Here is a 24,808-nt window from a genome sequence, read left to right as displayed (position 1 = left end):
CCCGGACCGAGTCCGGGGGCGGGCCTCCTCGTACGAGCCCGACAGCCCGGCGAGCGGGGGGCACCTTCCGGCGGCCGCCGGAGCAGCGGGCCCGGACACGGTCCGGAAGGCGACCCCTGAAGCCCACGACGGCTGTCAGACCGCGGGGTGCCAGTCGTGGAACCAGCCCTCGGGCAGGCGGTCCAGCGCCTGGTCGAGGGAGCGGCCCGGCAGGTACGGGCGGCCGTGTTCGCGGATGACCGCGTTCAGCTCGTCCAGCCGTCCCCGGGCCTGCTCGATGCCCCTGGCGCGCTCGGCCGGGTCATGGGTGGAGACGGCGTCGCGCCAGATGGACCGGCCCGCCAGATAGCCGCACGCCCCGGCCTGCGCGGAGATCCGCACCTGGGTACGGAAGTCCTCGTAGCCGACGCCCGCGGACAGGATCACCCAGGGGACGCGCACCGAGGAGTCCAGCTCCTTGCACGCCGCGGCGGCCGCCTCACGGCCCTGCTCGGTGTCGACGTAACCGGGGAACTCGACCTTGAGCATGTCGACCCCGAGCCGGTCGGCGTCCACGGCCGACCGGATGATGCCCGCGACCCGGCGCTCCTTCCACTCCGCCGAGGACGGGTCCTCGCCGGGCAGCGGGTACCAGATGGGCTCGACGACCAGCGGCAGGCTCAGCTCCGCGCACTCGGCCACCAGGTCGCGTACCACCTGGCGCTGGTGTTCGGCGGTGGCCGGGTCGCCGTCCGGGCGGTACCACCACAGCAGCTTGGCCACGTCGGTACCGGCCAGCTTGATCTGCCGGGTGGACCAGCCCTCGCGGTGGCGGGTGCGGCGCGGCCCGTCGGGGATGCTGTAGTCCTCGTCCTCGATGCTGGCCATCAGGCCGACGTCGCGCGGCAGTGCGCCGCTCGCGGTGAGGTGGCCGACGCCGTAGTGGGCGTCGAGGAGCACGGCGGTCACGCTGGGCGCGACGGCGCGGATGACGGAGTCCTTCGCCCGGACCACGTCCGCGAAGCCCACCGTGGAGGGGTCCGGGGCGAGGAGTTCGGCGAAGTCCGAGAGATGGTCGAGGGCGCAGATCAGGAAGAAGCCGTCCTCGCTGGTCACACGGGTCAGTCCGCGCAGCTTGCCCGGGTCGGTGGTCAGGTCAGGCGTGGTCATCGGGGTCCTTTCGGATACGGGTCGAGGCACAGCCGGAGTGGAGCGAGCGGGCGAGCAGCAGCCCGCCCACGAACGTGTCACCGAGGCCGATGGTGGCCGCGGGGTGGCTGAGGTGGGGCGCGGGGACGCAGTCCGCGCGCAGCCCCTCCCCCAGCGGCCCGTCGGCCGGGCGGTCCTCGGTGTAATCGGCCGCCGGTGGCGGCTCCGGGTCGGCGGCGGGGGCGCCGCGCGCGGCCCGCGCGGCGGCGAGCAGGCTGCCCGTCATCAGCGCGGTCCGCTGTTCGGTGGGATCGCCGCGGTGGACGGCGAGCACCCAGCCGTCCGCGTGCACGCACACCCTCTCCAGGTGGTACGCGGTGGCGAACCGGGCCGCGGCGGTGGCGGGCGAGGTGCGGGCCGTGGGACCGGCGAGCACGGCGAGTTCGGACAGGCTCATGCCGACGGAGTCGGCCAGCGGGGCGTACTGCTCGCATCCCGCGCGCAGGGCGCGGACGCTGGCGAACTCGGCGAGTTCGAGGTGGAGCAGCGGCAGTCCGCCGTCCCGCCAGCTGTGTACGACGTCGGCGAGCCAGGCCCGGTCGGCGGGCCCGGTGCCGTCCTCGGGCAGCCCGTTCATGCCGGACAGCAGCCCGGCCGCGGCGGTGCGGGCCAGTTCGCCGGAGCGGGCGGCGAACCACTCGTCGCGCTCGATCCCGTCGTCCATGAACCGCAGGATGATCCGGGACGAGCGGGGCAGCCCGTCGGGCAGGCCGGGCGCGGGAGTGCCCGCGGCGAACTCCAGGACGCTGTGCGGCTGTTTGGCTCCCCCGGACCGGTCGGTGGGCGCGTCGCCGCCGGTCAGCCGCCCGGCGGGGGCGGTGCCCGCGGCCGTGCACAGCGTCACATCGGGGTGCAGCACGGCGAGTTGCCCGGCGCTGCGGTCGGCCAGCGGGACGACGCTGGGCGCGCCGAGCACGGCGAGCGCCCAGGACGCCTGCGGTCCGGTGCCGCCGAGCTGCACCCGGTCGGGCGCGCCGAGCAGCGTGCCCACCCAGTCGGTGCCGCCGGGCCACGGTATGGCGATTTCGCCGCCGTGGCCGTGGCGGATACGGCCGACGACCTCGGTGGCGATCTCACCGGCGGGGCCGGGCGCGGTGGCCCGGGCGGCGAGGGCGGCGATCCGGTCGGGGTCCATCCGGTAGACGTGGTCGACGCAGGCGCTGAATCCGGCCAGTACGGGTGCGGCCCCGCGGGCCCGGACGCGGACCCGGTCGGCCAGCGCGCGGTACCGCTCGGCCCACAGCTCGTCGCGGGCGACGACGCGCGGGATGGAGATGCCGGCGGTCACTGCTTCACCGCCCCGGAGGTGATACCGGCGACGATGCGGCGCTGGAAGAGCATCACGATCAGCACCAGCGGCAGGGTGACCACGACGGACGCGGCGGCCATGTCACCCCAGGGGACGAAGTACTGGGACTGGAAGCCCGCGATGCCGACCGGCACGGTCTGGTGCTCGGGCGAGGAGGTGAAGGCCAGCGCGAGCATGAACTCGTTCCAGTTGGTGATGAAGCCGAGCATTCCGGCGGCCGCGATCCCGGGCAGCGCCAGCGGCAGGATCACGCTGCGCAGGGTGCGCAGCAGCCCCGCGCCGTCGATGGCCGCGGCCTCGTCCAGCTGGGTGGGCAGGGACCGGAAGTGCGCGTACAGCACGAAGATCATCAGCGGCAGCGCGAGTCCCACGTACGAACCAGACAGTCCGGTATAGGTGTCGAGCAGCCCGAGGGCGTTGAGCACCAGGTAGAGCGGGACGACGATCGAGATCTGCGGGAACATCGACAGACCGAGGACGACGGCGAGCACCACGCCCTTGCCGGGCACCGGCAGCCGGGCCAGCGCGTACGTGGCCAGGGCCGCCAGCAGCAGCCCGATCGCGGTCGCGGTGACCGTGACGATGACGCTGTTGACCAGGTACTTGCCGAACTCGTAGTCGGTGAAGACGGCCCGGTAGTGCTCCAGCGTGCCCGGGACGGGCAGCCAGTGCGGGGTCACCGAGGACAGATCGCGGTCCCGCTGGAAGGAGGTGCTGAGCTGCCACAGGAACGGTGCGACGGACCAGAGCACGACGACGGCGACGGCGGCCCGGAACAGCACCCGGCGGGTCAGGGCCCGGCGGCGGGCCCGGATGGCGGCGGGCACGGCGGGGACGGGCGCGGGGATGGCGGTCATGGCTCAGCCCTCCAGGGCGCGGTAGCGCCGGCTCAGGTAGTAGGCGAAGCCCGCGGCGATGAGCACTTCGGTGAGGAATGCGGCGGTGGCGATCATCGAGCCGTAGCCCAGTTCGAGGCCGGAGAAGAGGGTCTTGTAGCCGAAGGTGGACAGCGTCTCGGTGGAGTCCGCGGGCCCGCCGCCGGTGAGGACGTACGGCAGGTCGAAGACCCGGAAGGCGTCGAGGACCCGGATGAGGGCGGCGATCAGCAGGGCGGGCGCGATCACCGGCAGGGTGACGGAGCGGAAGGTGCGCCAGGGCGAGGCACCGTCGATCTTCGCGGACTCGCCCAGTTCCTTCGGCACGGTCTGCAGCGCGGCGAGCACCAGCAGCGCCATGAACGGGGTGGTCTTCCAGACGTCGGCGAGCCCGATGGTGGGCAGGGCGGTGTGCGGGTTGCCGAGGAAGTTGACGTATCCGTCGGTCAGATGGAGACGGGTCAGCAGATAGTTGGCGACACCGGACTGCCCGTCGAAGATCCAGCCGAACATCCGCGAGGTGACGACGGTGGGGATGGCCCACGGGATGAGGACGGCGGCGCGGGCCCAGCCGCGGCCGCGGAAGGACTGGTGCAGGACGAGGGCGAAGCCGATGCCGAGCGCGGTCTCCACCAGGGTGGTGCCGAAGGCGAAGGCCACCGTGCGCCACCAGGCGTTCCAGAACAGGTCGTCGCCGAGCAGCCGGGACAGATTGGCGGTGCCGGTGAAGTGCGATCCGGTGGAGAATCCCGCGTCGTGCAGGGACAGCCACAGGGTGCGCAGCACCGGATAGAGGGAGACGGCGAGGACGGCGGCGAGCGCGGGCGCCAGCAGGACGATGCCCGTCAGGCGCGGGCCCGCGGACGAGGACTCGCGCCTGGGCACGCGGCGGCGCGGGGCGTCGGGATCGGGCGTGAGCTGCGGCTGTTCCAGGGAGGGGGCGCGGTGCTTGCCGCGCAGCGGGGAGTTTCCGGGCGTTCTGTGAAAGAAGGCGAGGTGGCCCATCAGACGATCGCCTCCAGGTCGCGCCGGGCGGAGCGGAGGGTGCCGCGCACATCGCCGTAGACCAGGGCGCGGGAGACCGCGGACTGGAGGGCGAGGCTGACCCGGGAGTAGTGCGGGGTGACCGGGCGGGGCACGCCGTTGCCGAACGCCTCCTTCAGCTTGACCATCGCGGGCTGGGTCTTGGCCAGCTTCTTCTCGTCGTAGACCGAGACGCGGGAGGGGGCGTTGCCGAAGTCGAGCGCGAAGGCGAGCTGTGCCTCGGTACCGGCGAGCCAGTGCAGGAAGTCCATGGCGCCTTCCTTGTTGCGGGATCCCGCCGCGACACCGAGCTGGTAGCCGCCGAGGCAGGAGGAGGACGTGCCGCCGGGGAAACTGGGCAGCGGGGCGACGTCGACCTTGCCGACGACCTTGGACTGGTCCGGGTTCTGGGAGACGCCGTAGACATAGCTCCAGTGCCGCATCATCCCGACCCGGCCCGCGGTGAACGGGCGGCGGCTGGGCTCCTCGTCCCACGAGAACACCTCGGACGGGCTGACCTTGTAGCGGTACACCAGGTCGCGCATGAACTGGACGGCCTCGACGCACGCGGGGCTGTCCACGCCGACCGCGCCCGAGGGGTCGATGATGTGGCCGCGGTTGGAGGCGATGAACTCGACCAGGTCGCACAGCAGGATCTCGGCCTGCTTGGCCTGCCACAGATAGCCCATGGGCACCCGGCGGTGCTGCATCTCGGCCGCGATGTCGGCCAGTTCGTGCCAGCCGGTCGGCGGTTTGCGGCCCAGTGCCCGCATCAGGTCGGTGCGGTAGTAGAGACCGCCCGCGTCCACGTACCAGGGCAGGGCGACGAGACGGCCCTGGTACGTGCACGCCTCGACCACACCGGGGAAGAAGGAGCGCCGGAGCGCGTTGGAGACGTCCTGGTCCAGGGGGTGCACCCAGCCCGCGGCGGCCAGCTCGGCGATCCACACCACGTCCTGGGCGAACACGTCGACCGTGCCGTCCTTGCGGGCCAGCAGCTGGGTGAGCTGCTGATGGCATTCGGTGCTGGAGCTGGGCGGCGGCAGATTGCGGACGGTCACCCGGTAGCGGCTCTGGGCGGCGTTGTAGCGGTCAGCGAACGACTGCATACCGGCCGCGCCACCGGTGAACGCCGCGCAGGCGAAGGTGAGTTCGGTCCGCCGACCGCCACCGCCACTCACCCGCCGGGCCGGTTCGTCACCCCCGCACGCGCTGAGCAGGGGCGTGGCGGCGACGGCGCCGGCGGCCAGGGCGCCGGTGGAGAGCGCCCGGCGGCGGGTCCACGGTGGCTCGGGATGGGTGGGTGGGTGCGGCTCCACGGCGACTCCAGTGACGCGGCGCAAAAGCTCTTCAAGGGGTACGCAGAAAGACGTACAAAGTAGCGCTGGTTTATGCGGCTCTTTGCTGCAAGCTACGGCGGGCGGGATCCCTCGGTCAAGGGTCGTGCTGCAGCTTCTTGCGGTAAGGTGCAAGAATCTGCGGTGTTGCACAGTGTCGAGAAGTGCGCAGTGTCGAGAAGGGGGAGCACACGATGACGTCAGCAGAGGGGACCCGGGCGGTGCATCTGCCCGCACGCCGCCGGGCCGACCTCACCGCCTTCATCCAGCAGCGCGGCCAGGCCACCATCGGGGAGCTGGCGAAGGAGTTCGCCGTCTCGGTGGACACCGTACGGCGCGATCTGGACCATCTCGCGGCGCGCGGCCTGGTGGCGCGCACCCATGGCGGGGCGGTGCCGGGCGGCGAGCTGGCCACGGCCGACAGCCCGGTGGCGGACCGGATGAACGAGCGCCGGGAGGCCAAGGACGCGATCGGGGCGGCCGCCGCCCGTCTGGTGCGGGACAACGAGACGCTGCTCGTCAACGGCGGCACCACGGTGCTCTCGGCGGTGGCCGCGCTCGGCGGCCACCGGGGGCTGACGATCGTCACCAACAATCTGCGGGTGCCGGGGATGGTCCCGGTTCAGGCCCTGCGCGATCTGTTCGTGCTCGGCGGCGGCTGCCGGACCACCGCGCTGGTCACCATCGGCCCGATCCGCTTCCCCGACACCGCCGGGGTGAGCGCCGACACCGCGCTCATCGCGGTGGGCGGAGTCAGCGCCTCGGGGCTCTCGGTGTCCAACATCCCGGAGGCCCAGATGATCCAGGAGATGATGGACTCCGCGTCCCGGATCGTGGTGCTGGCGGACTCGGCCAAGTTCGAGCGCCGGGCGCTGGCCCTGATCTGCCCGCTCAGCCGCATCGACGTGCTGGTCAGCGAGCGGCCGCCGAGCGGCGAGCTGGCCCTCGCCCTGGACCGGGCCGAGGTCACCCTCGCCGGTCCGTATCTCCCCGAGGACGGCTGACCCCGCCGGGCGCGGTGGCACGGCGGGGGTCCGGTGTCGCGGGGGCTTCCGGGGGATCACATGAGCCGGTCCTTGGCCCTGTAATACGCCCCGGCGAAGGGCAGAAACCAGGCCGTCCCGTTGTAGAACGGCACCGGGATCTTCGGGAAGCCGATGCCGCGCAGCGGATTGGCCTCCGGGTGGCCGTCCATCACCTCGGCCATGGCCCGGCCCATGTACGTGGCCATCTGGACACCGTGGCCGCAGTAGCCCATGGAGTAGTACACGCCCCCGGCCTGGCCCGCGTGCGGGATGCGGTCGTAGGAGAACCCGACGCTGCCACCCCACACATAGTCGATGCGCGTCCGGCTCAACTGCGGGAATATCTCCGCCATTTCGCGCTGCAGCACCGCTCCGCTGCGGCGGTCCGACGCCGGGTCGGAGGGGGCGAAGCGGGCCCGGCCGCCGAAGGCGAGGCGGTTGTCGGGGGTGAGCCGGATGTAGTGGCCGATGTTCTTGGAGTCGACCACCAGCCGGGCCTTCGGGATGATCTCCCGGGCCAGCTCCTCGCCCAGCGGCTCGGTGACGATGACGAAGCTGCCGACGGACACCAGCCGCTTGCGGAACCACGGCAGCGACCGGTCGGTGTACGCGTCGGTGGCGGCCATCACCTGCTTCGCCCGGACGGTGCCGTGCAACGTCTCCACCAGGAAGGAGCCGTCCCGGTCGCGGGTCACGGCGGTGGCGGCGTTGCGCTCGTGGAGGCGCGCCCCGGCCCGTTCGGCGGCCTCCGCGAGGCCGTGTACGTACTTGCCGACGTGCAGTCCCGCGCTGAGCGGGTCCAGCAGCGCGCCGTGGTAGTAGTCCGAGCCGAGCTCGGCACGCAGCTCGCTCGGGCTCAGCAGCACCGTCTCATGGCCGAAGTTGTCGGCCAGATCGCGCTGCTGGGCCTTCTTCTGCTCGAAGTGCTCCGGCTTGTACGCCACGCCGAGCCGGCCGCACCGGTTGAAGTCGCAGTCGATGCCCTCCTTCTCCGTCAGCTCCTCGACGACGTCGACCGCCTCGCGGAAGGCGTCGTACAGCTCACGGGCGCGCGGCTGCCCGTAGCGCTTGCGCGCCTCGCCGGTGGAGATGGTGATGCCCTGGGTGCACATACTGCCGTTGCGCCCCGAGGCACCGGAGCCGATCTTGTCCTTCTCCAGGAGCAGGACGTCGGCGCCCTTGTGGGCGGAGTGGAGGGCGGTCGACAGACCGGTGAGTCCGCCGCCGATCACCGCCACGTCCACCGCGTCCGGCAGCTCCCTGCCGGAGCGGTCCGGAAACGGCGGGGCGGTGTCGAGCCAGTACGGGATCTGCTTCATGTGGTGCTCCAGGGGGTGTCGTGTCGGTCAGGCCGGATCAGCGAGCGGCGTCTGGTGCAGGGGGCACCTCCCAGCGGTAGCTGGGGGAGCATCGCAAGCCGCGTGAGGAGAGCGCAGCGGCGCTGCGTGCGACGAGCGCGGCGCCGCGAGGTGCCGTGCCAGGCGTCGGGAGCCCGGCATGACCGGCACGACACCCCCTTAGCAGCCGAGCAGGGCGGGGAGGCCGGAGAGGTCGGACAGCTCGTCGTAGGGCTGGTAGGCGGTGCTGCCCTGGCGGCCGAACCGGTTGATCCACACCCGGCGGGCAAGGCCCAGGTCACGGGTGGGGATGAGGTCGTACTCCCAGCCCTGGGCGGTGTGGATGACCTGGGACGGGTCGACGCCGATGGTCTTGTACGCGTACTCGAAGGTCTCCCGGGACGGCTTGTACGCCCCCGCCTGCTGGGCCGTGATCACATGGTCGAAGTCCACGCCGATGCGCGCGATGTTCTGTGCGATCAGATCGTCGTTGGTGTTGGAGATGATGGCGATCTCGTAGCGGGACTTCAGCGCCCGCAGCGCCTCCGGCACCTCGGGGAAGGGGCCGAAGCCGGACACGGCCGCCACCAGGGCGTCGCCGTCGGAGGCGCGGAACTCCAGTCCGTGCAGCCGCATCGCCTTCTCCAGGCTGGAGTGCAGCACCTCGTCGTACGGGCGATACGCCTCCAGCACGGCCTGGAAGCGCATCACCCGGAAGTTGTCGATGAACTTGTCCACGTCGAGCCCGTCCAGATCGAGCCGGTCGCCGAGCGCCTTCAGGGTGGCTGGGACGAGTTCGAAATCGACAAGGGTGCCATAGGCGTCGAAGGTCACTACCTGGCGCATGTTCTCCACCTCACTGGTTGTCATGTGTGTCAGACCACCCGTTCGCCGGGGGCCACGATGTCGTCGAGGGCGGCCAGATCGGCCGCGTCGGGTATCCATTCGGCCGCCGCCGCGTTGGCGGTGGCCTGGTGCGGGGTCATCGCTCCGCAGATCACGGAGCCCACCCCGGGGAGTGCGGCGAGCCCGCCGACCGCCACCCGCAGCAGCGGCAGGCCGCGCTCGGCGCCGTACGCCGTCAGCGCCTCGACCCGGTCGAGGGCCGCGTCGGTCAGCCAGCCCTCCCGCCAGGAGAGCCTGCTGCCCGGCGGCGGGGGCTCGCCGCGCCGGTACTTCCCGCTGAGCAGGCCGTTGGCCAGCGGATAGTACGGCAGCAGCGCGGTGCCCAGCCGGGTGGCGGCGGGGGTCAGCGTGGTTTCGGCGGTGCGGTCCAGCAGGTGGTAGCGGACCTGGGTGGAGGCGAACCCGGCCACCAGTTGCGGCCCCGTCATGTTGGAGCAGCCGTAGTGGCGCACCACGCCCTCGGCCACCAGTTCCTCCAGCGCGGCGACGGTCTCGGCGACCGGGGTGACACCGTCCGGCTCGTGGTACTGGTACAGGTCGATGTAGTCGGTGCCGAGCCGCCGCAGCGACATCTCCACGGCGTGCCGGAGGTACGCCCGGGAGCCGCGCGGGCCGAAGCGGTCGTAGTCCGGCCCCATGGCCATGCCGAACTTGGTGGCCAGCACCACGGTGTCGCGACGGCCCTTGAGGGCCGCGCCGAGCAGCCGTTCGCTGTCGCCCGCCTGGCCGGACCCGCCGTATCCGCCGTAGGTGTCGGCGGTGTCGAAGAGGGTGATGCCCGCGTCCAGCGCGGCGTGGACGACGTCCCGGGTGGCGTCCTCGTCCAGCCGTGAGCCGAAGTTGTTGCCGCCGAGGCCGACCACCGAGACGCGTGGCCCGGTGTCCCCGAGCTGCCGGTAGCGCATCAGCCCTCCCCCGCGCCGAAGCCGATGCACACGTTCTTCAGCTGGGTGTAGCTGTCCAGCGCGGCCAGCCCCTTCTCGCGTCCCCAGCCGCTGTGCTTGTAGCCGCCGAAGGGCAGCTCCACTCCGGTGCCCACGCCCACCGCGTTGATGTTGACCTGCCCGGCCCGGATCCCGTCGGCGAGGCGCAGCGCCGTGGTGATGTCGCGGGTCCAGACGTAGGAGGACAGGCCGTACGGGGTGTCGTTGGCGAGGGCCAGGGCGTCGGCCGCGTCATCGAACTCGATGACGGTGATGACCGGGCCGAAGATCTCCTCCTGGGCGGTGCGGGTGTCGTTGGTCAGGCCGGTGAGCACGGTCGGCCGGATGAAGTACCCGTCGGCGAGCGCCGGATCGTCCGGGCGGCCGCCGCCGGTACGGACCACGGCGCCCTCCTCGCGGGCCAGCCGCAGATAGCCCTCGACCCGGTCGCGCTGCCGGGCGGAGACCAGCGGGCCCAGATCCGGATCGGCCGGGCCCGGCCCCAGCCGGAGCGATTCGGCGTGGGCCACGAGCCGGGCGACGAACTGCTCGGCGAATCCGTCGCCGCGCTGGAGCAGCAGCCGGGTACCGGCCGAACAGGTCTGTCCGGCGTTGCCGAACACCGAGCCCGCCACCGCGCCCAGCGCCAAGTCCACGTCCGCGTCGGCGAACACCACGCTCGGGGACTTGCCGCCCAGCTCGACCACCGAGGGGACGACGTTGGCGGCCGCGCTCCGGGCGACGGAGATGCCGGTGGCCACCGAGCCGGTGAAGGTGATCTGGTCGATACCGGGGTGTCCGGAGAGGGCCGCGCCGGCCTCGCCGTCCCCCGGCACCACGTTGAGCACCCCGGGCGGCACCCCGCAGTCCAGCGCGATGCGGCCGATCTCCAGCGGCGTCAGGGGCGCCTCCGGGGACGGCTTGAGCACCACGGTGCAGCCCGCCGCGAGGGCGGGGGCGCTGCCCCGGGCGGTGTTCTGAAGCGGGTAGTTGAACGGGATGATCTGCCCGGAGACCCCGATCGGCTCCCGCACGGTGTAGTCGAGGAGCCCCGGCCCCAGGGGTACGGTCGTACCGCCCAGCTTGTCGGCAATGCCCGCGTAGAACTCGAAGTAGCGGGCGGCGGCCTCCACGTCGGCCCGCGCCTGGCTCAGCGGCTTGCCCACGTCCAGCGATTCCAGCCGGGCCAGGGCGGCGGCCCGGGCGCGGATCTCGGAGGCGATCCGGTACAGCAGCCGCCCCCGGTCGGCGGGGCGCAGCCGCGCCCAGTCGGCCGATTCCAGCGCGCCGCGGGCGGCGGCCACCGCCCGGTCCACATCGGCCGGACCCGCCTTGGCCACCTGGGCGATCAGGGTGCCGTGGGCGGGGTCGAGGACGGTGAAGGTGGCACCGTCGGCGGCGAGGACGGGCTTGCCGTCGATGAGCAGTTCGGTGACGGGCTCCGCCGTCATGGCCGGATCTCCCCTTCGACGCCGCCGAAGATGACCACCTCGTCGCCGGGACGTACAGTACGCAGTCGGCGCACCCACAGCACGATGCCGTCCCAGGGGGCGCGTACCTCCTCCAGTACCGTGCCGTAGTGGTCGCTGATGGTGGCGATCAGATCGCCCTCCTTGCACTGTTCGCCGGGTCCCGCGTGGCCGACGAAGAAGCCGCCGTCCGCCGAGCGCGCGAACGTGCCGCTCACCGCCGTGTAGTCGGTGCGCAGTTCCGCCTCGCCCTCGACCATGCCCAGCTGGCGCATGATGTTGCGGACCGAGCCGACGTGGAGGTCCACTGTCTCCTCACGGTACGTACCGCCGCCCGCCTCGATGGTGATGGCGGGCTTGCCCGCCTGGAGGGTGGACAGCCGGGCCGTGCCGCCCCAGGAACCGCCCTTCCAGATCAGGTCGTGTCCGGCGGCGAGGCCGATGGGGGTGGCCAGCTCCTCGTAGCCGCCCTGGACGATGGTCAGCGGGGCGATCTCGCCGAAGGTGCCGCCGGTGTGCAGGTCCACCAGGGCGTCGATGGCGGGGATGACCTGGTCGACGAAGGTGGCGGCGAGCCGCAGCGAGTACGAGCCGTCCGCGTCACCGGGGAAGATGCGGTTGAGGTTGGCGTAGTCGAGGCCGCTGGTGCGGGCTCCGGCCTCGAAGGCGGGGGTGTTCACGCAGGGAATGCCGACGAGGGTGCCGCGCAGCGTCGTGGGGTCGGTGCCGGCGATGACGCGGCGGACGGCCTCCATGCCCTCGTACTCGTCGCCGTGGATGCCGCCGTCCACGCACAGCACCGGGCCGGGGGTGGTGCCGTTGACGACGAGCAGCGGGATGCCGATCTGGACGCCGTAGGAGTGGGCGCCGACCGGGATCAGGCCCTGGGCGCGTTCACCGGGGGCGCAGGTGACGGGGCCGATGGTGTAGGGGGTGACGTCGGTGGTCGTCATGGGAGGAGAACCTCGTATCCGTGAGTGCGGGTCAGGCGGTGGGAAGGTGGGTGGCGGCCTCGTCGAGGGTGGCGCCGATGATGTCGACGATCCGGTCCAGCAGTTCGCGGTCGCTGATGAGCGGCGGCGCGATCTGCACCAGCGGGGCGGCGCGGTCGTAGACGCGGGCGAGCAGTCCGGCCTCGCGCAGCCGACGTGGGATGAGGTCGCGTACGAGCGCGGCGCGCAGGGGTTCGCCGAAGGCGCCGCCCTCGCCGTCCCCGGCGAGTTCGATGGCGTAGAAGAAGCCCTCGCCGCGGATGTCGGCGACGATCGGCAGGGCGTTCAGCTCGGCCAGCCGCTTGGCGAGGTGGTCCTGACCGGCGCGGACCCCGGCCAGGATGCCGTCGCGTTCGATGATGTCGATGCTGCGCAGGGCGATGGCCGCGCACAGCGGGTGTCCGCCGAAGGTGTAGCCGTGGTTGAGCACCTCGCCGGGGCGGTTGAGGACATCGGCGACCCGGGTGCTGACCATGGTGGCGCCCATCGGGGCGTAGCCCGCGGTCAGCCCCTTGGCGAGGGTGATGAGGTCGGGGCGGGCGCCGTAGCGGTCGCCGCCGAACCATTCGCCGAGCCGCCCGAACGCGGTGATCACCTCATCGGCGGCGAGCAGGAAGCCGTACCGGTCGGCGAGGCGTCTGAGCCCCTGCCAGTACCCGGCGGGCGGGGGGATGCAGCCGCCGCGGTTCTGCACGGGTTCGGCGATGAGCATGGCGACGGTCTCCGGGCCCTCGTCCAGGATCGCCGCTTCCAGTTCGGCGAGGAGGAGTTGGGTGAAGGCGGCGTCGTCGAGCGGTTCGGGCAGCCGGTTGCGGTTGGTGTCGGCGATGAACCGGGTGGTGACGGCCGGAGGGCCGTACGGCTGGGTGAGGCCGGGGTCGTCGGTGAAGGACAGGGCGCCGAGCGTCAGCCCGTGGTAGGCGCCGCGGCGGGCGATGGCCTTGGTGCGGCCCGGTTCGCCGCGCAGCGCGTGGTACTTGCGGGCGATCTTCCACGCCGTTTCGACGGCCTCGGCGCCGCCGCCGCTGAAGAAGGTGTACTCGATGCCCTCGGGCGCGAGGTCGGCGAGCCGGTCGGCGAGGGCGAGCGCGGTGGGGTGCGCGGAGCTGGACCACAGCGGGCTGTAGCACAGCTCGCCGAGCTGGTGGCGGGCCGCCTCGGCGAACTCGTCGGCGTAGCCGTAGCCGAGCTGGGCGCAGTACAGGCCGGACAGCCCGTCGATGTAGCGGCGGCCCGACGCGTCGTGGACGTACGGACCCTCGCCACGGGTGACGACGAACAGATCGCGGCCCGGGGCGCCGATGGATCCGTTGGCCGTCATGTTGAGCAGCAGATGCCGCTCCGCGGTGGCGGGACCGGTGGTGGGCAGGGCTTCGGTACTGGTCATACGGCGTCGCCTCCGGGGGCGAGTCCGGCGGTGTTCTCCACCGACAGCAGCGAATGCTGACGCCCCGAGCCGATCCAGCGCACCAGACCCACCAGGACGAGCGCGAGCACCGCGAAGGCGATGAGCACGGCACTGACCGCGGTCACGCTCGGGTCGACGTCGTAGGAGAGGGCGTTGAACACCTGCACGGGCAGGGTCACGGTGCTTGCGGAGGACAGGAACTGGGAGATGAAGAACTCGTCGAAGCTGGTGATGAAGGAGAAGATGGCGGCCGCGACGATGCCGGGCGCGGCGAGCGGGAAGGTGATCCGGCGGGCCACGGTGAGGCGGCCCGCGCCCATGCTGGCGGCGGCGTCCTCCAGCCGTTCGTCGATGCCGCGCAGGGTGGCCACCAGGATCATCACCGCGATGGGCGACGCCAGGACGGTGTGGCCGAGCGCGATGGCGATGGGGCTGCCGAGCATGGCGGCGGGTTCGAAGAGCAGGAACAGCCCGAGCGCGGTGACGACCTGCGGGATCAGCAGCGGGCCGAGGACGAGGGCGTACACCGCGGAGCGCAGCGGCAGTTCGCTGCGGGTCAGCGCGGTGGCCGCGGTGATGCCGAGGATCACCGAGAACACGGTGGTGATGGAGGCCACCAGCACGCTGAGCGACAGCGCGGCGGGCCACTTGCTGCCGTCGGCGAACAGCGCCCGGTACCAGCCGAGGGTCCAGGTGGTGGGCGGGAACGAGCCGAAGGCGTCGCCGCCGAACGAGGTGACGACGATGACGATGATCGGCAGGGCCAGGAAGAGCAGGATGAGGGTGGCGGCGGCGGTGAGTGCGACCCGTCCGGTCCAGGTGCCACGCAGTCCGATCATGACGCACTCCTCTTCCGCGCGCCCGCGCCGATGGACCCGGCGGTCTTGAGCAGCAGCAGTCCGGCGAAGGTGATGAGCAGCAGGACGACGCCCTGGGCGGCCGCCCCGTTCCACTGGTCCTGCTTCATCACCTGGTCGTTGATGAGGGAGGCCACCATGGTCTGCTTGGTGCCGCCCATCAGCGCGGGGGTGATGTAGTAGCCGAGGCACAGGATGAAGCTGAGCAGTCCGGCGCTGGCCAGGCCCGGGGCGACGAGCGGCAGATAGATGCGGACGAAGATGCGCACCCGTCCGGCGCCCATGCTGGCCGCGGCGGCGAGCAGCCGCCGGTCGACGCCCCGCATGACGCCGTACAGCAGCAGGACGGTGTACGGGAGCATCACGGCGGTGGTGCCGATGACCACGCCGGTCTCGTTGTAGAGCATCCGGAACGGGGCGCCGGGCACCTTGAGGCCGGTGAGGGACTGGTTGGCCAGGCCGTGGTCGCCGAGCAGGATGATCCAGCCGTAGGTGCGCACCAGGGCGCTGATGAAGTGCGGGACGACGACGATCAGCATGACGAGCCCGGCCCAGATCGGCCGCAGCCGGGAGAGCGCGTTGGCGAGGACGAAGCCGATGGCAAGGCTGAGCAGAGACGTTTCTGCTGAGATCCGCAGGGTGGTGAGGAGCACGGAGAGGTTGGCGCCGCTCAGCGCCTCCGCGTACCAGTGCAGGGTGAACGCGCCGTCGTTGCTCTTCAGGCTGAGCAGCAGGGTGCCCAGGATGGGGAAGACGAAGAGGACGAGCAGGTAGAGGACGATCGGCGAGGCGTTGAGCAGGCCGATACGGGCCCTTCGGGTGCCCACCAGCCGGTGGCGCAGCCCGCGGGGGCGGCTTGGCTTGGGGGCGCTGTGGGGGCGTACGGGCGTGGCGGGGCGTACCAGGGATCCGGCCATGGCTCACCCGTCCCGGTCTGCCGGGAAGACGTTGATGTCCTCGGCGTCGGCGGTCAGGCCGACCCGCTCGCCGGAGACGGGGGCGCGCCCGGCGGGCACTTCGAGGCGCAGCAGCGGGGTGTCCTCGGCGATCCGTACTCCGGTGCGGACCAGGGTGCCCACATAGGTGACGGTTTCCACGGTGCCGGTACAGAATCCCTGGTCGGGGGCGCAGACACGGAGTCGTCCGGGCTGTACGGCGGCCTGGACCGGCTGGCCGGGGCGGACGGGGTGGTGGCGGGCGGTGAGCAGTCCGCCGTGGTCGAGGCGGACCAGGGTGGCGTTGTCGTCGCCCTTCATCACCCGGCCGGGGAGGAAGTTGGCGGCGCCGAGGAAGTCGGCGACGAACGGGGTCTTGGGCCGCTCGAAGAGTTCGCGCGGGGTGTCGAACTGGTCGATGCCGCCGTCCCGCATCACCGCGATGCGGTCGGAGAGGACCAGTGCCTCTTCTTGATCGTGCGTCACATAGATGACGGTGAGGCCGAGTTCGCGCTGAATGGCCTTGATCTCGACCTGGAGCTGGTCGCGGAGCTTCTTGTCGAGCGCGCCGAGCGGTTCGTCCATGAGGATCACCGGCGGGCGGTAGATCAGCGCCCGGCACAGGGCGACGCGCTGCTGCTGGCCACCGGACAGCTCGCGCGGCCGGCGCCCGGCGAAGCCTGCCATGCCCGCCATGTCCAGCGCCTCGTGCACCCGGGTGCGGATCTCGGCCTTGGCTACGCCGCGCAGTTGCAGCGGGAAGGCGAGGTTCTCGCCGACGGTCATGTGCGGGAACAGCAGGTACTGCTGGAAGACGAAGCCGAAGCCGCGCTTCTGCGGGGCGAGCCGGGTGACGTCGCGTCCGCCGACGGTGACGGTGCCGGAGTCGGGTTCGACGAATCCGGCGACCATCATCAGGGTGGTGGTCTTGCCGGAGCCGGAGGGGCCGAGGAAGGTGACGAACTCCCCCGCGGCTATCTCCATCGAGGCGGAGTCCACGGCCACGGCGTCGCCGTAGGTCTTGTGGAGCCCCACGATGGACAGGGCCTTGCCGGTGGACGACGTCTGCGTGGACGCGGTCGTCATGGCGGGTGCGGGGTCGGCGGTGTGGAGGTCAGGCACGGGACCACTCCAGCCAGCGCTTGTTGATGGCGTCTTCGTGTTCGATCCACCAGGCGACGTCCAGGTCGAACCCGGATTCCAGGTGGCCGGGCGAGCTGGGCAGGTTGGCCTTGATGTCGTCGGAGAGCTGGTCGTAGGCGGACGGCACGACCGGGCCCATCGGGTAGACCTTGGCGAAGGCGGCCTGGACGTCGGGCCGCAGCGAGAAGTCGATGAGCTGGTAGGCGGCGTCGGTCTTGTCGGTGCCCTTCGGGATGCCCCAGCCGTTGGACTGCCTGCGGGCGCCGTTCCACTGGTACGCCATCGGGCTGCCGCCCTTGATCAGCGCGTCCAGGCGGCCCTGCCACACGCTCGTCATCACGACTTCCTTGCGGCCGAGCAGCACTCCGGGGAGCGCGCCGGTGTCCCAGTACTTCTTCACCGACCCCTTGATCCGGTCCATGGACTTGAACGCGCGGTCCACGTCGAGCGGGTAGAGCTTGTCCATGGGCACACCGTCGGCGAGCAGGGCGAATTCCAGCTCGGGCAGGTCGGCGTCCTGGGTCTGGAGGGACCGGCTGCCGGGGAACTTCTTCGTGTCCCAGAAGTCCGCCCAGGACTCGGGCTTGCGGCTGCCGAAGACATCGGTGCGATAGGCCATGACGCTGGCCCAGTAGTTCTTGCCGATCGCGTAGTCGGTGACAAGCTTGCTCGCGACCCGGGCCTTCTTGAAGTTCTTCAGCCGGTCGTGGTCGAGCTTCTGGAGGGCGCCCTTCGCACCGAGTTTCATGAAGTCGGCCATCGAGTCGTCGATGACGTCGAACTGCGGCCTGCCCTGCTTGATCTGGGCCAGCATCTGGGCGTACTGGATGTTGACGACCTGGATGGAGATGCCGGTCTCCTTGGTGAAGGCGTCGTACAGCGCCTGCTTGTTGGCATCTCCGTAGGTGCCGCCGCTGTTGCGGACGGTGAGGGTCTTCTTCCCGCCGCCGCTGGCGGCGCGGCTGGTGCCGCTGCCACAGGCGGCCAGCGACGGCAGGGCGGTGACGGCGGCGAGGCCACCGGCCCCGCGCAGCAGGGCTCTGCGTCCGATCAGGGGATCTCTCATCACTGCACCTCCGGGTTGTGCGGGTCGGGCGGGTCGAGCGGGGTGGTCGAGGGGTCGGGTGTGTACGGGGTGGCGAGGGCGGCGAGTTCGGCGCCGGTGGCGACGGTGAGGCCCTGCATCCCGTAGAAGAGGCGGCCGGCGGCGGGCGCGGTGACCTTGTGCTCCCGGCCGTCGGCGGGGTCGACGACGCGGCCGAGGCTCTGGCCTTCGGCCACTTCCCCGCCGCGGCCCGTCTCCGGGTACCACAGCCCGGTGGCCGGGGAGGTCACGGACGCGGCCCACAGCCACTCGCGGACGGCGGGGAGCGGTTCGGTGTCCGGCCGCGGGTCGAGGGTGCCGAGGTGGCGCAGCAGCCGGAAGAGGCCGTCGAGCAGGGTGCGCGTCGTGGCGGGGTCACGGTCGCCGAGCTGGCCGGTCTCGACGAGGATGGCGGGCACGCCCTGGCGGGCGGCGGCGGCGTGGCTGTTGCCGCCGGTGGCGCCGGTGCCGAAGATGACGTCCGGGTAGCCGACGGCGTGGGCCATGGAGCGGGTGGCGGCGTCCAGTGCGGCGTCACCGGTGAGGCGGTAGCCGACGAAGTCGGTCAGGGTCTCGTCGATGCCGCCGCTGTGCAGGTCGGCGTAGGCGTCCGCGCCGGGCAGCAGATGGGCGAAGAGCCAGGCGGCCAGCCGCTCGGTGGGCCCGCCGTCCGGGTCGCCGGGGAAGACCCGGTTGATGTTGACGCCGTCCAGCGGGGAGGTGCCCAGGCGGCCCTGGTAGACGGCCGGAGGGTTGGCGACGGGGCAGAGCACGACCTCTCCGCGCACGTCCTCGGGGGTCAGCAGCTCGGCCAGCCGCGCGGCGGCGTCCACACCCGCGAACTCGCCGCCGTGCACCCCGCCGGTGAGCACGACGCGGGGGCCGGGTCGGGCCCCGCTCACCAGCGTGACCGGGAGGTCGACCGTGACCGGGCCGAGGTCCACCGGGACGGTGCCCCGGACCTTGCGGCCGGTATCGGCGGTCAGCGGACCGACGGTCAGTGTCATCTCTTGCCTTCCGTGAAGGGTCAGGCCGCGGTGCGGCCGCGCGTGGACAGGAAGTCGATGGGCTGGAGCGTGTCGCCGTCGAGCGCGAGGTCGGCCGCGATGTCGCCCATGGCGGGCGAGAGCTTGAAGCCGTGCCCGGAGAATCCGGCCAGCAGCACGATGTCCTCGCAGGCGGGCAGCGGGCCGACCAGCGGGCGGCTGCTCTCGGTGTAGCCCTCCATGAAGACCGAGAGCCGCACCGGGTCGGGGTGCAGATCGGGCATGAAGCGGCGGGTCAGCTCGGTGAAGACCGCCAGCTCCTCCGGTTCCACGGTGCGGTCCAGCCGCTGCGGGTCGGGCACCGCGCGGTGCAGGGCCCGGGACAGGCCGAGCTTGACCGAGAGGCCGTCGGGTGAGGGCAGCCCGTAGCAGTGGGTGGGCGCGGTGCGGATGAAGGCGGGCGACTCGGCGCCGTGCCAGTCGTGGGCGGTGGGCAGGAACCAGGCGTTGATCAGCCGCCTGATGTCCACCTCCCACTCCAGGTCGGGCAGGAGTTCGTTGACCCAGGGGCCGACGGTGACCACGACGGAGTCGTACGTCTCGGTGCCCTGGTCGGTGGTCACGGCCACTCCGCCGCCCGCGGGCGCCACCTCCCGCACCGGGGTGTAGCGGTGCAGCCGGGCGCCCAGCTGCTCGGCGCGGGCGGCCGCGGTGTGCACGCTCAGCTCGGGGCGGAGAAAACCCGCGTTGCGGTCCAGTACGGCGGCGTCGCCGTCCTCGACGCGGAACTGGGGGAAGCGCTTGGCCAGCGCGTCCGTGTCCAGCACCTCGTGGTCGAGGCCGTGTTCGGCGATGGACTGAAGGACCGTGCTCATCTGCTGGTGGTCGGTGGGGCCCATGAGCAGACATCCGGTGAGCCGTCGCAGCTCGCGTCCCGTCTCCCGCTGGAGTTCCTTCCACAGCGCGTCGGCGTGGCGCAGCAGCGGTACGTAGCGGGAGTCCTCGAAGTGGGCGCTGCGGAAGATCCTGGTCTCGCCGCCCGCCGCACTCCGGTCGTGGCCGGGGGCGTACCGGTCGTAGCCGGTCACCTCCGCGCCCCGGGAGGCCAGCCGCCACATGGCCTGACTGCCCATGGTCCCGGTGCCGATGACCGCTACCCGCTTCCTCGTTGCCACGGATGCCTCCTGGGGTGGGTGGCGAGGTGTCCCAGACGGCCGCCCGTTCCACAATGTGGCATGCCGTGCTAGATTGCAGCATCAATGTCGCAGCGCTCCAGGGACCGGTCAAGGGATCGGCAGCGAAAACTCGAGAAGTTAATGGCGGAAACCAGATGGAAATGAAGAGCGTGATCCGCAGTCTTCGCATCCTCGAAGCGGTCGCCCAGCACCAGCCGGTGACCGTCGGCGAGCTGACGAAGATCTTCGGACTTCCCAAGTCGACGGTGCAGCGCACCCTGGTGACGCTCAGCGAGGCGGGCTGGCTGCGCGCCAGCCGGGGCGACACCACGCGGTGGGAGGTCGGCGCCCGGGTGCTCGCGGTCCGCCCGGCGGCGCACCAGGGGTCGAGCCTGTTCGCGGCGGCGCGCGAGCCGATGTGCCGACTGCGCGACGCGGTCGACGAGACCATCCATCTGTCCGTCCCGGACGGACTGCGCTGCATGGTCATGGTCGACCGGGTCGACTGCACCCAGGCGGTGCGCACCTACCATCAAGTCGGCGACACCTCGCCGATGCACGCCACGGCCACCGGCCACGCGGTCCTCGCCCTTCTCCCCGCCGACGAGGTCGCCGAGGTCATCGCGGACGGCCTGGACCGCTACGGCGATGCCACCATCACCGACCCGCAGGAGCTGCGCGAGGAGCTGGAGCGGGTCCGGCGGGACGGCTACGCCGTCAATCGCAACCAGTACCTGCCCGACGTCTGCGCCATCGCCGCGCCGATCGTCGCGAAGGGCGGAGTCCCGGTGGCCACCGTCGCCATCTCCATGCCGGACTCCCGCTACGACCCGCGGGAGGCGGACCGGTGGGGGCGGCTGGTGGCCGACACCGCGGCGGAGATCAGCGCCCGTCGCTTCGAGTGATGCCTTTGATGTCAGTGATGTCAGTAGATATCCGGGCCATATTCAGCGAGCGAATACCTCTTTGTCAATAAGTCGATTTACTGGAAGAGACATCCGACCTGTGGCGGGTATTTTTGCTCTCCCCGCCTCTAATTCGCCTCCTTCCGTTGACCTCATCCGATGTTTCTCCTAGGTTTCGGTCGACCCTGAACCCTGGAGGCGGTAGATGAGATCCACGCTCAGGCGCATATCCGTGGCCGCCGTCGCGGCCATGGCCGTCCTCACCGCGGCACTGCCGGGCACCGCGACGGCGCAGGGAGGACAGGGGCAGCAGGGGCGTACGTACCACGTCGCCACCTGGGGCTCCGACCGGGACGGCGGCAGCGCGCGCCATCCCCTGCGCACCATCGGCCGGTGCACCGGCCTGGTCCGGCCCGGGGACACCTGTCTGATCCACCGCGGGACCTACCGCGAGCGGGTCGCCCCGCCCTCGGGGCGCGCGGGCGCACCGGTCACCCTCGCCGCGTACGGGGACGGGCCGGTCACCGTCGACGGGACGCGGACCGTGACCGGCTGGAAGGACGCGGGCGGCGGTCTCGTGGCCGCAGATGTCTCCCTTCCGCTCGCCCGCGACGAGAACGCGCTGTTCCTCGACGGCGGCCGGGCCATGGAGGGCCGCTGGCCCAACTCCGGCCCCGATCCGCTCAATCCGTCCTGGGCGGTCGCCGAGCGCACCTCCACCGACCAGCACATCGACGACCCCGACCTGCCGGGCGGTGACTTCACCGGCGCCACCGTCCATCTGTGGGCCGGATCCAACCCGTGGAGCCAGCAGACCGGCACCGTGACCGCGGCCTCCGGCGGCGCCCTCGATTTCAAGGGCGGCAATTACCGCTGTACGCCGCTGTGCATGGGTGACCAGACCTACCGCAACTATTACCTGGTGGGCGCGAAAGCCACCCTCGACCAGCCCGGTGAGTGGTATTACGACACGGGCGAAAAGCGCCTCTACCTGGTCCCGCCCAAGGGCGGAATGGCGGGCCACACGGTCACCGCGAAATACGAGAAGTGGGGTCTGGACCTTGCCGGCAGCTCCCATGTCACCGTCCGCGGGCTCGGTCTGTGGGGCACCTCACTGCGCACCGGGACGAAGAGCACCGGTGTGCTGGTCGAGGGGTTGCGGGCGCGCTACATCTCCGAGTTCTCCACCCTGCCCATGCCACGCGACGACGAGCTGGCCATCCCGCCGGGCGAGGGCCATATCGTCGCCTCCCGGGTGCTCGACTCCGGCGTCCAGATCCTCGGCACCGGCAACACCCTGCGGGACAGCGACATCGGCTACTCCGCGGGCACCGGTGTGCTGCTGCGCGGCAGTGGCAACACCGTCACCAACAACTACCTCCACGACGTCGGGTGGATGGGCAGCTACACCCCCGGCATCGAGATCAACGGCAACGACCAGACCGTCACCCGCAACACCGTCCGGCGCACCGGCCGGGCGAGCATCGACACCTCCTGGCAGCTGAACGGCGTGCCGTTCCACAACAACCGCATCGCCTACAACGACCTGTCCGAGGCGATGCGCACCTCCCGCGACGGCAGCCCCTTCTACGTGTGCTGCAACCTGGACGCGACCGGTACGAGCGTCGACCACAACACCGTCCACGACGCGGACGGCCAGGTCGGCTACTACATCGACAACTCCTCCAGCCAGTTCCTGCTGCACCACAACGTGGCGTACAACACCGGCACCCGCGGTACCTTCTTCAACGGCCACAGCGGGGTCAGCCTGGGCAACCGGGACCACAACTCGACGTACGGGGCGGGGGTCTCCACCGCCGTGCGGCTCAGCGGCGCCACGGACGCCACCGGTACGTTCGTCAGCAACGACGTGGCGCTCGCCCCGATGGAGATCTCCGGACCGGGCGATCCGGCCCCTGTCGTACGGAACAACTTGACCCCACCGGATGATCCCCGCTACACCGACACCCGCAATGGTGAGCTGTGGCCCCGCGCCGGGTCCCCCGCCATCGACGCGGGCGAGACGGTCGACGGGGTGACCGGCGGGGTACGCGGTGACGGGCCCGACCAGGGCGCGTACGAGTACGGGGCGCCGATCTGGTCGGCCGGGTGCGATCTGCCCGGATGCGAGTCGCGGGTGCGCAACGACGGGTGGAAGGCCACGTTCTCCGGCGGCGGTGACGCGTCGGCCGCCGTCGACGGTGTGCAGACCACCCAGTGGAGGCCGGACGCCGCCCAGGCCGCCGGGCAGTCCCTGACCCTGGACCTGGGCGCGGCGAAGACCTTCTCCCGGCTGGCGGTCGACGCCGGACTGGACGCCACGGGCCACCCCTACGGCTTCGCGGTGTCCGTCAGCCGCGACGGCCACGACTGGGGCACCCCCGTCGCCCGCGTCGCGGGCCGCTCCTTCACCCAGGACGCGGTCTTCGCGCCGCGCACGGCGCGGTACGTGCGGATCGAGCTGACCGCGGCCGGAGACGTCCCGTGGGCCGTGAACGAGATCCGGCTGTACGCGGACGGGCCGGACGCGGCCGGTACGCTGCAGGCCGAGCGGGCCCAGGTGGTGCGCGGTGGCGAGCGCGGCGACGCGGCGACCGGCGTGCTGGGCTCCGGCGGCCTGGTCGGCTTCCGTCAGGTCTCGTTCGGCGCGGACGCCCCCGACCGGCTGACGGTGCGGATGGCGTCGGCGGACTGCGGCGGCGGCTGTGCGCTGCGACTGCGGCTGGACGAGCCGAAGGGCCCGGTGGTGGCGACGCTGCCGGTGCGGGACACGGGCGGCGCGGACCGGTGGCGGGAGCGGTCGGTGCGGCTCGCGCGAGGGATCACCGGCACGCATGACGTGTACCTCGTCGCGACGGGAGCGCGGAAGGTCGCCGCGGTGGACTGGCTGACGATGCGCTGAGGCCGGAGCCCCGTCACCCCCTGGAGCGCCTCGACCGTCACCGGCGGCCGAGGCGCTCCAGCCGCTCGTCCACCCCGGGACACAGTTCCCGGGCGGTGTCCAGGAAGGCCGCCAGGGCGGGAGAGCGGTCCCGGGCGCGGAAGGACATCACCAGATCCGGCAGTTCCACGCGCGGCCGCACCTCGCACACCCAGGTGCCCGGCCGCGCCGCCACCCGCAGACACGCGGGGCCGAGCCCCACCCCGACCCCGCACGCGGCCAGCCCGATGATGGTGTGCACATCGCGGGCGTCGGTGACGCCGCCACGCGGGACGGCCGCCCCGGATCCGTCGTCCAGCAGCGCGTCGAGCCAGCGGGCGACCACCGGCTCCTCGTCCTCGGGCGCCACGATCAGATGCTGCCCTCTGAGCTGTTCGACACCCACCTTCGGCTGCCCGGCGAGCGGATGGGCGGCTCCGACCACCGCGACCAGCTGGTCCCGGCCGACCGAGACCGACACCAGCTCCTCGGCACCGGCGCCCCGGGGCGCGCCACGCCCGATGCTGATGTCCAGCTCGCCGTCGAGCAGGGCCGCCGCCGACCGGCAGGTCGACATCTCGTGCAGCCCCAAGCGCACCTCGGGGCGCTCCCGGGTGAACCGGCCGAGGAGGGACGGCAGCAGTTCCAGCAGCGCCGAGCCGATGAAGCCGAGCCGCAGCCTGCCGGTCTCGCCCCGGGCGGCCCGGCCCGCGTCGGACACGGCGGCCGTCATCTCGGCCAGCGCCCGGCGCGCCCTGGCCAGGAACGCTTCGCCCGCGGCCGTCGGGAACACCCCGCGCGCCGTGCGGTCGAACAGCCGCGCGTCCAGCTCCCGTTCCAGCGCGGCGATCTGCTGGGACAGCGGGGGCTGGGCGATCCCGAGGGAGGCGGCCGCCCGCCCGAAGTGCTGGTGGTCGGCCAGGGCCAGGGCGTACCGCAGATGTCGTGCTTCCACAGGGCGATGATATCGAGGAGATATTGGCGTGCCGGTCGCGAGATATGGCCGTGGAT

General features: G+C 71.8%; 21 protein-coding genes. 3 read left to right on the top strand and 18 right to left on the bottom strand.

What is annotated here, in order from left to right; translation table 11 throughout:
• Positions 1 to 135 precede the first annotated feature (135 nt).
• The 5 genes from ACZ59A_RS17535 to ACZ59A_RS17515 are packed head-to-tail and all read right to left on the bottom strand — an operon-like array spanning position 136 to position 5,714.
• Positions 136 to 1,149: a tagatose 1,6-diphosphate aldolase gene (locus ACZ59A_RS17535; protein WP_470959547.1), complete on the bottom strand. Its 1,014-nt coding sequence runs from the start codon at positions 1,147 to 1,149 to the stop codon at positions 136 to 138.
• Complete coding sequence (locus ACZ59A_RS17530) at positions 1,136 to 2,476, bottom strand: ADP-dependent glucokinase/phosphofructokinase (protein ID WP_470959545.1); 1,341 nt, start codon at positions 2,474 to 2,476, stop codon at positions 1,136 to 1,138. Before ACZ59A_RS17530 ends, ACZ59A_RS17535 begins: the two co-directional genes overlap by 14 nt.
• On the bottom strand, positions 2,473 to 3,354 hold the full coding sequence (locus ACZ59A_RS17525; protein ID WP_470959543.1) for a carbohydrate ABC transporter permease: 882 nt from the start codon (positions 3,352 to 3,354) through the stop codon (positions 2,473 to 2,475). The genes ACZ59A_RS17530 and ACZ59A_RS17525 overlap by 4 nt, the downstream gene beginning before the upstream one ends.
• 3 nt (positions 3,355 to 3,357) lie before the next feature.
• Entirely contained in the window at positions 3,358 to 4,377 is a 1,020-nt protein-coding gene (locus ACZ59A_RS17520; protein WP_470959541.1) for a carbohydrate ABC transporter permease, read from the bottom strand.
• A complete protein-coding gene (locus tag ACZ59A_RS17515) occupies positions 4,377 to 5,714 on the bottom strand; it encodes an ABC transporter substrate-binding protein (protein ID WP_470959538.1) in 1,338 nt (445 codons plus the stop codon). The genes ACZ59A_RS17520 and ACZ59A_RS17515 overlap by 1 nt, the downstream gene beginning before the upstream one ends.
• A gap of 212 nt (positions 5,715 to 5,926) precedes the next feature.
• Here ACZ59A_RS17515 and ACZ59A_RS17510 point away from each other — a divergent pair, with 212 nt between their 5' ends.
• Complete coding sequence (locus ACZ59A_RS17510; protein ID WP_470959536.1) at positions 5,927 to 6,736, top strand: DeoR/GlpR family DNA-binding transcription regulator; 810 nt, start codon at positions 5,927 to 5,929, stop codon at positions 6,734 to 6,736.
• A gap of 56 nt (positions 6,737 to 6,792) precedes the next feature.
• Here the strand turns inward: ACZ59A_RS17510 and ACZ59A_RS17505 are convergent, their stop codons facing one another.
• The 12 genes from ACZ59A_RS17505 to solA all read right to left on the bottom strand — a co-directional run bounded on the left by ACZ59A_RS17505 (position 6,793) and on the right by solA (position 19,972).
• Entirely contained in the window at positions 6,793 to 8,076 is a 1,284-nt protein-coding gene (locus ACZ59A_RS17505; RefSeq protein WP_470959534.1) for an NAD(P)/FAD-dependent oxidoreductase, read from the bottom strand.
• Positions 8,077 to 8,274: 198 nt separating this feature from the next.
• Positions 8,275 to 8,940, bottom strand: a complete 666-nt coding sequence (locus ACZ59A_RS17500; protein WP_470959532.1) for a haloacid dehalogenase type II — start codon at positions 8,938 to 8,940, stop codon at positions 8,275 to 8,277.
• A 29-nt stretch (positions 8,941 to 8,969) separates the two neighbouring features.
• Entirely contained in the window at positions 8,970 to 9,905 is a 936-nt protein-coding gene (locus ACZ59A_RS17495) for an aldo/keto reductase (RefSeq protein ID WP_470959530.1), read from the bottom strand.
• Entirely contained in the window at positions 9,905 to 11,374 is a 1,470-nt protein-coding gene (locus ACZ59A_RS17490; RefSeq protein WP_470959528.1) for an aldehyde dehydrogenase family protein, read from the bottom strand. The genes ACZ59A_RS17495 and ACZ59A_RS17490 overlap by 1 nt, the downstream gene beginning before the upstream one ends.
• Positions 11,371 to 12,345: a succinylglutamate desuccinylase/aspartoacylase family protein gene (locus ACZ59A_RS17485; RefSeq protein ID WP_470959526.1), complete on the bottom strand. Its 975-nt coding sequence runs from the start codon at positions 12,343 to 12,345 to the stop codon at positions 11,371 to 11,373. Before ACZ59A_RS17485 ends, ACZ59A_RS17490 begins: the two co-directional genes overlap by 4 nt.
• 31 nt (positions 12,346 to 12,376) lie before the next feature.
• Positions 12,377 to 13,771, bottom strand: a complete 1,395-nt coding sequence (locus tag ACZ59A_RS17480) for an aminotransferase class III-fold pyridoxal phosphate-dependent enzyme (RefSeq protein ID WP_470959524.1) — start codon at positions 13,769 to 13,771, stop codon at positions 12,377 to 12,379.
• Positions 13,768 to 14,631, bottom strand: coding sequence for an ABC transporter permease (locus ACZ59A_RS17475; RefSeq protein WP_470959522.1), 864 nt, complete (start codon positions 14,629 to 14,631; stop codon positions 13,768 to 13,770). The genes ACZ59A_RS17480 and ACZ59A_RS17475 overlap by 4 nt, the downstream gene beginning before the upstream one ends.
• Complete coding sequence (locus ACZ59A_RS17470; protein WP_470959520.1) at positions 14,628 to 15,566, bottom strand: ABC transporter permease; 939 nt, start codon at positions 15,564 to 15,566, stop codon at positions 14,628 to 14,630. The genes ACZ59A_RS17475 and ACZ59A_RS17470 overlap by 4 nt, the downstream gene beginning before the upstream one ends.
• Before the next feature lie 3 nt (positions 15,567 to 15,569).
• Entirely contained in the window at positions 15,570 to 16,670 is a 1,101-nt protein-coding gene (locus ACZ59A_RS17465) for an ABC transporter ATP-binding protein (RefSeq protein ID WP_470959708.1), read from the bottom strand.
• A gap of 28 nt (positions 16,671 to 16,698) precedes the next feature.
• Entirely contained in the window at positions 16,699 to 17,793 is a 1,095-nt protein-coding gene (locus tag ACZ59A_RS17460; protein ID WP_470959518.1) for an ABC transporter substrate-binding protein, read from the bottom strand.
• Entirely contained in the window at positions 17,793 to 18,818 is a 1,026-nt protein-coding gene (locus ACZ59A_RS17455; RefSeq protein WP_470959516.1) for a succinylglutamate desuccinylase/aspartoacylase family protein, read from the bottom strand. Before ACZ59A_RS17455 ends, ACZ59A_RS17460 begins: the two co-directional genes overlap by 1 nt.
• A gap of 20 nt (positions 18,819 to 18,838) precedes the next feature.
• Complete coding sequence (solA, locus tag ACZ59A_RS17450) at positions 18,839 to 19,972, bottom strand: N-methyl-L-tryptophan oxidase (protein ID WP_468045748.1); 1,134 nt, start codon at positions 19,970 to 19,972, stop codon at positions 18,839 to 18,841.
• 161 nt (positions 19,973 to 20,133) lie between these two features.
• Here solA and ACZ59A_RS17445 point away from each other — a divergent pair, with 161 nt between their 5' ends.
• Together ACZ59A_RS17445 and ACZ59A_RS17440 are read left to right on the top strand one after the other, a co-directional pair.
• Positions 20,134 to 20,877 carry an IclR family transcriptional regulator gene (locus ACZ59A_RS17445; RefSeq protein ID WP_470959707.1) on the top strand — a complete coding sequence of 248 codons (744 nt, stop codon included), beginning with the start codon at positions 20,134 to 20,136 and terminating at the stop codon, positions 20,875 to 20,877.
• Positions 20,878 to 21,082: 205 nt separating this feature from the next.
• The gene (locus ACZ59A_RS17440; RefSeq protein WP_470959513.1) at positions 21,083 to 23,779 is read left to right on the top strand and encodes a carbohydrate-binding protein; all 2,697 of its coding nucleotides are present in this window, start codon (positions 21,083 to 21,085) and stop codon (positions 23,777 to 23,779) included.
• Between the two features lie 37 nt (positions 23,780 to 23,816).
• Here the strand turns inward: ACZ59A_RS17440 and ACZ59A_RS17435 are convergent, their stop codons facing one another.
• Positions 23,817 to 24,752, bottom strand: coding sequence for a LysR family transcriptional regulator (locus ACZ59A_RS17435; protein ID WP_470959511.1), 936 nt, complete (start codon positions 24,750 to 24,752; stop codon positions 23,817 to 23,819).
• Positions 24,753 to 24,808 lie beyond the last annotated feature (56 nt).

The organism is Streptomyces sp. NPDC040405 (assembly GCF_055595765.1).
The sequence above is the reverse complement of the archived record's forward strand: the minus strand, read 5'-3'. Positions and strand labels throughout refer to the sequence as shown.

What these genes read in the sequence shown, in the direction of transcription:
- ACZ59A_RS17500 (WP_470959532.1), bottom strand. Translation starts at nt 8,940, where the DNA reads ATGCGCCAGGTAGTGACCTTCGACGCCTATGGCACCCTTGTCGATTTC.
- ACZ59A_RS17495 (WP_470959530.1), bottom strand. Translation starts at nt 9,905, where the DNA reads ATGCGCTACCGGCAGCTCGGGGACACCGGGCCACGCGTCTCGGTGGTC.
- ACZ59A_RS17475 (WP_470959522.1), bottom strand. Translation starts at nt 14,631, where the DNA reads ATGATCGGACTGCGTGGCACCTGGACCGGACGGGTCGCACTCACCGCC.
- ACZ59A_RS17510 (WP_470959536.1), top strand. Translation starts at nt 5,927, where the DNA reads ATGACGTCAGCAGAGGGGACCCGGGCGGTGCATCTGCCCGCACGCCGC.
- ACZ59A_RS17485 (WP_470959526.1), bottom strand. Translation starts at nt 12,345, where the DNA reads ATGACGACCACCGACGTCACCCCCTACACCATCGGCCCCGTCACCTGC.
- ACZ59A_RS17445 (WP_470959707.1), top strand. Translation starts at nt 20,134, where the DNA reads ATGAAGAGCGTGATCCGCAGTCTTCGCATCCTCGAAGCGGTCGCCCAG.
- ACZ59A_RS17505 (WP_470959534.1), bottom strand. Translation starts at nt 8,076, where the DNA reads ATGAAGCAGATCCCGTACTGGCTCGACACCGCCCCGCCGTTTCCGGAC.
- ACZ59A_RS17490 (WP_470959528.1), bottom strand. Translation starts at nt 11,374, where the DNA reads ATGACGGCGGAGCCCGTCACCGAACTGCTCATCGACGGCAAGCCCGTC.
- ACZ59A_RS17465 (WP_470959708.1), bottom strand. Translation starts at nt 16,670, where the DNA reads ATGACGACCGCGTCCACGCAGACGTCGTCCACCGGCAAGGCCCTGTCC.
- ACZ59A_RS17470 (WP_470959520.1), bottom strand. Translation starts at nt 15,566, where the DNA reads ATGGCCGGATCCCTGGTACGCCCCGCCACGCCCGTACGCCCCCACAGC.
- ACZ59A_RS17520 (WP_470959541.1), bottom strand. Translation starts at nt 4,377, where the DNA reads ATGGGCCACCTCGCCTTCTTTCACAGAACGCCCGGAAACTCCCCGCTG.
- ACZ59A_RS17455 (WP_470959516.1), bottom strand. Translation starts at nt 18,818, where the DNA reads ATGACACTGACCGTCGGTCCGCTGACCGCCGATACCGGCCGCAAGGTC.
- ACZ59A_RS17460 (WP_470959518.1), bottom strand. Translation starts at nt 17,793, where the DNA reads ATGAGAGATCCCCTGATCGGACGCAGAGCCCTGCTGCGCGGGGCCGGT.
- ACZ59A_RS17480 (WP_470959524.1), bottom strand. Translation starts at nt 13,771, where the DNA reads ATGACCAGTACCGAAGCCCTGCCCACCACCGGTCCCGCCACCGCGGAG.
- ACZ59A_RS17440 (WP_470959513.1), top strand. Translation starts at nt 21,083, where the DNA reads ATGAGATCCACGCTCAGGCGCATATCCGTGGCCGCCGTCGCGGCCATG.
- ACZ59A_RS17525 (WP_470959543.1), bottom strand. Translation starts at nt 3,354, where the DNA reads ATGACCGCCATCCCCGCGCCCGTCCCCGCCGTGCCCGCCGCCATCCGG.
- ACZ59A_RS17535 (WP_470959547.1), bottom strand. Translation starts at nt 1,149, where the DNA reads ATGACCACGCCTGACCTGACCACCGACCCGGGCAAGCTGCGCGGACTG.